Below are 7,004 nucleotides of genomic sequence, written 5' to 3'. Positions count from 1 at the left end.
TGTCAGTCTGTAGAGCGACCATAAGACCAGAACAGAGTAAATCTGTTAAGGCAGGTGCGGAACCCCGCAAGGGAAAGAAGCAGAAACCTAAATCGTGAGGTTTGGGAATCGCCGTCCGTTTTACGGCGGCGAGGATGTCAAAATCAAACTCAGGTTAAGCCTAGATAAAATCGCTGACTTTTCGGGTTTTTCTTCAAGAAAATTTTATCTGGCTGCCATCACCCCTCCCTGACTCGGGCAATATTACAAAACTTTATCAAAAAAAAGTCAAAATAGAGCCTCTAGGGTTATAAAATACAAGAATGCCCCTTGTGAAATTGATCCAAGAAGCTACCTCTGATGCAAGTTAAGGCCTCTATAGTGGATTTAGAGCTAGTTCTCGTCCTTTTCACCAGTGGAATGTCAACATCGCACCACGAATCTCTAGAATGGAATTTTTGCGTATTCTAGATAACCGTGATTACTAGAGGATTTCTTAAGTATGCCAGAGGTTCCTGCAGTTACAGATGCCAACTTTAAAGTCGAAGTTTTAGATAGTACCGACCTTGTCCTAGTGGATTTCTGGGCTCCTTGGTGCGGCCCCTGTCGAATGGTGGCTCCCGTTGTCGCAGAAATTGCCGAAATGTTCATAGGGAAAGTCAAGGTGGTGAAACTCAACACCGACGAAAACCCCAATATCGCTAGTCAGTACGGGATTCGCAGTATTCCTACTCTGATGATCTTCAAAGAAGGTCAAAAAGTTGATATGGTGGTCGGGGCTGTACCGAAAACCACTTTAGCTACCACCATAGATAAACACCTGTAGAGGAGTTGACTAGGTTTTCTGGTAACGCATACCGGGTAACTGAGTCACTAAACCCATTAATTCTAATTCCAATAAGATCCCCGCCACTTCTGAGGTGGGGATTTGCATTTTTTGAACAATAATGTCAAACAACAGAGCATCTCTGTCAAATAACTGATACACTTGTGCTAGTCTAGGTTCTAGATTGACTGGAGGAGCAGCATTAACGACCGGGGATGTCTCTAGAGGGAGTGAAGGGGAGAGATTAACCGGTGCGGATTGGTTCGCGGTGGGAATTGCCCCCAACATTTCTAATAATTTCTCCTCAGAAACGATAATTTCTGCCCCCTGATGAATCAGTTGTAAACAACCCCTAGCGGCAGCAATATCGGGAGAATTGGGTAAAGCATAGATATCGCCGCCAAATTCGTTAGCATAACTGGCCGTAATCAGGGAGCCTGACCTTTCGGGGGCCTCGATAACAATCGTGGCGCGACTTAAACCGGCGATAATGCGATTACGACTGGGAAAATGGGCTTTATTCGGTTGAGTTGCGGCAGGATGTTCACTAATGACTAAACCCTGCTTTTGGATGTCCGCGTGTAGCTGCCGATGACGACTAGGATAAACCACATCGACCCCCGTTCCCAAGACGGCAATCGTCCTTCCCCCTGCTTTTAAACAGCTTTGGTGTGCCTCTCCATCAATTCCTTCGGCCATACCAGAAACAATAGTAAATCCCTGTTGGGCCAAAAGGGTACTTAAGCGCCGCGCCCAGCGCCTGCCGTGATCCGTGGGGTTGCGAGTACCCACAATGGCGACGGTGGGGATATTTCCCTGATTTTCCTCTAAATTGACCTTTCCTTGATAGTAAAGTAAGGGGGGAGGACTGGGAATTTCCCGGAGAAAGCGGGGATATTCTGGGTCGCTAGGAGTCCAAAAAAGGGGGTTTTTCTGGATATGTTCGGCGAAAAGAGCTTCTGGGTCAATTTGCGATCGCCCTTCCCGTACCGCTACCATTAACTTTTTGCCAAATCCCGCCACTTCTGCGATCGCAGAATCGGAGGCATTCCAGGCCACAGCGACACTGCCAAAATGTTGATAGAGTCGCTTTAGGGAAATTGACCCAACTCCAGCAATACTTGACCATGCTAACCAATAAACGCGCTCGTCTGTCAATTTGAAAAGCTCCTCAGACAAAGTAATATTTTCAGTCGGTTAAAACTGACTGCGGCCAGATGACCCTAATTTATTTTAATCTTGCCGGAATACTTTCCATTAGTTGTTGAGGTATTGTTGAGCCTCGTCCATGTCTTTCACTTTTTTAACAGGTGAATAAGTTGTTCTTGATCTTCTGGGGGAAGTTGTTCAGTTGCTTCTAGTATTTCTGCAAAAGTGGCTTGAGTCATGGTTTTAGTTGGTTATAGTGGTCTTTGGAGCCAATTGTAGCAGTAACAGTAGAATATGTTAGCATAGCGTAACGGATAATAATATGAAAATGTATCAAATGTTTCACATTAAAAGGCACGTTAGGTAACGTATCCTAAAAGATCGGTGGTTGCGTTTTTTCAAGAAAAATGCTATGATATCTAGAAGTAGAGTAAATGAGTTATTATGTCATCTTTAGTGCTTAAACAGCATATTGAAGTAACACCTGGTGTTTGTGGCGGTAAACCTCGTATTGCTGGACATCGTATTAAGGTACAAGACATTGTTATTTGGCATGAAAGAATGGCGATGTGTCCTGATGAAATTGTTTATAATTATCCAACGATTACTTTAGCTGATGTTTATGCAGCTTTAGCTTATTACCATGAGCATCGAGAAGAAATTCGCCAAGATATTGAATCCAGCGAAAATTTTGCTAAACAGTTACAAGGGGATAAACCTTCATTGGTCGAAAAACTTTTAAAGGGAAATAATGGCCAATAAGCTTAAGTTTCACCTAGATGAAAGCGTCTCTAATGCGATCGCTAAAGGTTTAAGAATGCGAGGGATTGATGTTACAACTTCTCCAGAAAAAGGACTGATGGGGTCTTCCGATGAGGAACAATTAGCTTATGCTTTATCGCAAGGCCGAGTCATTTTTACTTTTGATGATGATTTTCTGGTTTTGTCTTCAATGGGATTAGAGCATTGGGGGATTATTTATTCACATCAACGTCAATCTATTGGCAAAATTATTAGTGATTTAGTTTTAATTTGGGAATGTTTAGAGCCTGATTATATGTATAAAAATGTTGAGTTTTTATAAAAATCATAATTCAGAGAAAAAAGGTAGGTTGGGTAACGCAATTTACAAGATTGAATCTTTACACTGTGATTATATTCATTACAATCCTGTGCGGCATGGGTTATGTTTAAAACCGTAGTATTGGCCTTTTCCTGGTGTTTATCGTTTCATTGATTGAGGGCTTTATCCGACCGATTGGGGAGTGACGGAAATACCCATTATTCCTGATAATATGGCCGATGAGTAACCGTAGAATGGGTTAGCATAGCGTAACGTATAAAGCGGATAAATTTATCGTAATTTAAAGCCAAAAACTGCGTTAAATAATGCCCCGAAGAAATCAGTGATCGTATTTTTTTTAAGAACGTAGAATATCGGACAAAATATCTACAATTAAGGTTTGGGGTTTTAATGATAATGAGCCTAGTTCACGCTGAATCAGTGAAGAGCGAAGTGTTACTAAATGATCAAGTCTGATGGCTGACAATTGGCGAAGACCACTGATCATAAAATCTGGATTTTCTGGTCTCAGAATAATATCTGTATGAAGGGGATTTTCTGGAATACGACTGGTAATTAGGGCAAAGATAATGTGTTGATAGCCTCCAATTTGATTGGTTAGGCAATAAGCAGGACGAACCTTACTGGAAGATAAATCGTCGAAGGGAAATTGAATTAATACAATTTTACCCTTCATTAGTTACAGGTTGTCCATCGTTAAGGGTATAAATATCTTCTTCGGGATCTTGCAGAAAAGCAAAGCTAGGGTTATGGGAAACGGCATCTAGCCAGTTTTTTTCGTTCAGTTCATCCTCCGACATCAAAAGAATGACGCGCACAAACCGATCTTTTTCTTGGGGAATAGGATGATCAAGTTGAATTTGTCCCTGGGTATTGAGGATACCAGTGATTTCAATCGCACGCATAGCAAAACCTAAAAGAAGTGATTCGATCCTAACATTAAAGTAACCTTGAAAAGCGGTGATGGCTAACTACAGCGATCTCCATTCTCAGGCTCCCCCTATTAGACTTCATCTTTTTATTGGTTATTGGTGCGCTTCCATATAGGCTCGGAGCAACTCATTGATCTGTGACTGTTAACTGTTAACTGTTAACTGATTGGGGGAGATCGCACACAACCCGAAACCCGATATCGTGGTTGCAAATTTCGGCAACACTTCTGCCTCGATATGCTGAACTACAGACCAAAGGGTCGCGGCACCACGAACCGCCACGCCGTATTATTGATGACGCATTAGTTATATTGTTATCTCTCCATGCAAGACTGCCATTTTCTCTAATATTGTCTGGTTTGTTAACATAATTTTCATGATGTTGATCAGCACACCATTCCCAAACATTGCCGTGCATATCATAGATTTTCCAGGGATTAGGTCGCTTTTCCCCAACAGGATGGGTCGTATTATTTGAATTACCATCAAACCAGGCATAATCTCCTAGTTTATCTCTATCATCGCCAAAACTAAATAGGGTTTCAGTACCAGCGCGACAGGCATATTCCCATTCTGTTTCTGTAGGCAAACGGTAGTTTTTTCCAGTTAACTGGCTCAGTTTTTCACAAAAAGCTTGAGCATTAAACCAAGTAACAGATTCTACCGGGTTCTGGGGATTTCCTGAAAACCTGGAAGGATTATTTCCCATCACCGCTTGATACTGTGCTTGGGTGACGGGATATTTGCCTATCTGAAATGCTGGCACAATTACTTGATGTATCGATTTTTCATCTTCATACTCATTAGAACCCATGTTAAATTTACCGGCGGGTATATCCACCATTTCTAAGTGAAAGTCTGGAGGCAATGAGGTAATATCTTGGGAAATTTGTTTTTGTTGAATAAGCTCATTAGCTGACCGAATTACCCTAGGTGATACTTGTAATAATTTATCAACATTTATCTCTGCCAAGCTAAATTTAGAGTTAGCTGCCGATTTTTCATGACCGTAAGCCATTAAAGCTTTAAGCTTAATATGACTACCCCAATAGCGAAGCGACTCTTCATATTCTTTGGTTTTTTCTTCATCTAGTGCAAATTCTTCTAATTTTGCTAAAATTTTCTTATCATTTTCTAAATCTGACAATAACAATGGCCATTTTAAACTAATCGCAGTAAACTTACCTAACTGTTCAAAAGTTAGAGAAGGAACTAACAAATTATCATTCTCATCTCGCTCCTCAAAAAATAAACCAGTTTCATTAGCGATATAAACCTTGAGACGAAAGACATTGATAAAGTGTTTAATTCGTCGCGGATTGTAATCCAATGCAGGAGCCACCATCATAATGACATTCCGCACTGTTTGGGAATCTCTATTATCAGATTTGTTGACTTGAATCGCTTCTAATCGCTTAATTACAGCTGCTTGTGCTTTCTGTTTTTCGGTTTGTTCAGATTGTATCGAAGGATTATCTAGAGACAAGTTTTTTAAATCACTTGTCTGATTACTTGTTGGGGAAGTGAGATGCGGGAGCAAATTATTTCTCTGGGGTAAAGCTAACTTAAACTTACCCCAGAATGACTGAAAAAATTGGGAACGGGATTTAGCTGGCGGTAAATTGGGAGGAGTTGAAGTAGCAAGCTGAATCAAAAAACGCTCAAAATCTGACCGGGATGGTTGGGGAACTAAAAAGGGAAGCTGGACAAACTTTTCAATGAAAGTATAACCATAAGCCAACCCTTTATTAGCACTACGTCTCGCTAAAATATCAGGATCAATTTCTGTGGTTTCCGACGGTAAATACTTGAGAATGTTTTCGTATTTTACCGCTAAACTAGCGGCTACTTTTTCTCTGTCCATTCCTAAAATAAACACCACTGAAGGATCATCAGCAATCATCAAGTTAATCGCTTGCATCAAGTCCGCTGATTTTGGATGTTCACAACGATCTAAATCGTCAATAAATACATATACTCGATCATTGCCAACATAGGCATCGACAATTTTAGCAAAATCTTCATGAAATTCTTCTACAAATGCCGATTGTTTTTTATAATCTGGGGCTTCTATGTATTTAATTAGGTTGTTTTTGGGGTTTTGTAGTAACCTTTGAAAATTTCTCAATAAACTCTTAATACCAGAGAAAATCCCCGCTCCTGATAAGGTTAACCCGACCGCAGTAAATAATAATTTAAAAACTGAATTAATTTTGCTCCAAAAAACATCTTGAGAGGTTGTTGCTCCGATTAATTCGTTAATTCCTTCAACTCCATAACCGATTAAAATAAAGGGAATGGCAATTGAGGCACAAATCACAAAAATTATTAATGGTAAAGCTTTAATTAATTCAAATAAGCCTTTTTCTAGGTTAAAACGCAATAATTGTAATTTAAAGTATCCTAGGATAATTCGAGGCAAATATCGCCAATTTTTGGGCGTAGAAATCTGCTTAATAAAAGACAGCGCAAAAGCTGCCCATACCGACTCCGCTTTATCGTGTCGCCAAGCATTAAACCAAACCGTCCGACCTCCCTTTTTTCGTAAATATTCCTCCAACATTTTCATAAAAGAAGACTTGCCACTACCCCACTCTCCCTCAACCGATAAAGTTAGGGGTGGTTGTGTCTGCTCATGCAACAAAAATTCAGCGATCGCTATTACATAAGGCTCAAATCCGAGAGCATCATTATTAGTCGCTTGATCGCTGACGCTAGTATTACGGATAGATTCAGGAGAATCGGACATGGTAGTTATTTTTAGGTGACAGAGAACGGAGAATAAAATAGATTACCTTATCAATCCGAGAAACGCTGTATATAACCCCCTATGCAACAAAAAAAGCAACGAAGAAAAGACATTTTTATAACATTATCTAAACCCTATAGCTGGACTTCCCCCATACAGAAATACTAAAAAATTAACAAAACCCTTACTGCAGGTCGCTTCTAAGAAAAAATTGAAAAGAGGCTACTGGGTACATTTTTCCCTTGAAAATGGCTGTACCGTTTACTGTATCTGAAGTAGAGCGAT

At 40.3% G+C, this 7,004-nt stretch carries 7 protein-coding genes; 3 read left to right on the top strand and 4 right to left on the bottom strand.

All coding sequences use genetic code 11. The features are described from left to right. Positions 1-481 precede the first annotated feature (481 nt). Positions 482-805: a thioredoxin gene (trxA, locus tag IM477_RS16265; protein ID WP_287732599.1), complete on the top strand. Its 324-nt coding sequence runs from the start codon at positions 482-484 to the stop codon at positions 803-805. Between the two features lie 9 nt (positions 806-814). On the opposite strand, the gene dprA is transcribed toward trxA, so the two are convergent. After that, a complete protein-coding gene (gene dprA, locus IM477_RS16260; RefSeq protein WP_287732598.1) occupies positions 815-1,963 on the bottom strand; it encodes a DNA-processing protein DprA in 1,149 nt (382 codons plus the stop codon). Between the two features lie 435 nt (positions 1,964-2,398). Between dprA and IM477_RS16255 the strand changes: the two genes are divergently transcribed. Next, positions 2,399-2,716 carry a DUF433 domain-containing protein gene (locus IM477_RS16255; protein WP_002765820.1) on the top strand — a complete coding sequence of 106 codons (318 nt, stop codon included), beginning with the start codon at positions 2,399-2,401 and terminating at the stop codon, positions 2,714-2,716. Then, positions 2,706-3,038 carry a DUF5615 family PIN-like protein gene (locus tag IM477_RS16250; RefSeq protein ID WP_002736383.1) on the top strand — a complete coding sequence of 111 codons (333 nt, stop codon included), beginning with the start codon at positions 2,706-2,708 and terminating at the stop codon, positions 3,036-3,038. Before IM477_RS16255 ends, IM477_RS16250 begins: the two co-directional genes overlap by 11 nt. A 337-nt stretch (positions 3,039-3,375) precedes the next feature. Here IM477_RS16250 and IM477_RS16245 read toward each other — a convergent pair whose 3' ends face one another. From IM477_RS16245 to IM477_RS16235, 3 genes are all read right to left on the bottom strand, one after another. Then, a complete protein-coding gene (locus IM477_RS16245; protein WP_287732597.1) occupies positions 3,376-3,714 on the bottom strand; it encodes a type II toxin-antitoxin system PemK/MazF family toxin in 339 nt (112 codons plus the stop codon). Continuing rightward, a complete protein-coding gene (locus IM477_RS16240; protein ID WP_287732596.1) occupies positions 3,704-3,943 on the bottom strand; it encodes a hypothetical protein in 240 nt (79 codons plus the stop codon). Before IM477_RS16240 ends, IM477_RS16245 begins: the two co-directional genes overlap by 11 nt. A 178-nt stretch (positions 3,944-4,121) precedes the next feature. Then, the gene (locus IM477_RS16235; RefSeq protein WP_287732595.1) at positions 4,122-6,719 is read right to left on the bottom strand and encodes an SUMF1/EgtB/PvdO family nonheme iron enzyme; all 2,598 of its coding nucleotides are present in this window, start codon (positions 6,717-6,719) and stop codon (positions 4,122-4,124) included. Positions 6,720-7,004 lie beyond the last annotated feature (285 nt).

This window comes from Microcystis sp. M090S1, from assembly GCF_020246295.1.
Lineage (GTDB): Bacteria > Cyanobacteriota > Cyanobacteriia > Cyanobacteriales > Microcystaceae > Microcystis > Microcystis aeruginosa.
This window is presented reverse-complemented; position numbering and strand designations above follow the sequence as displayed.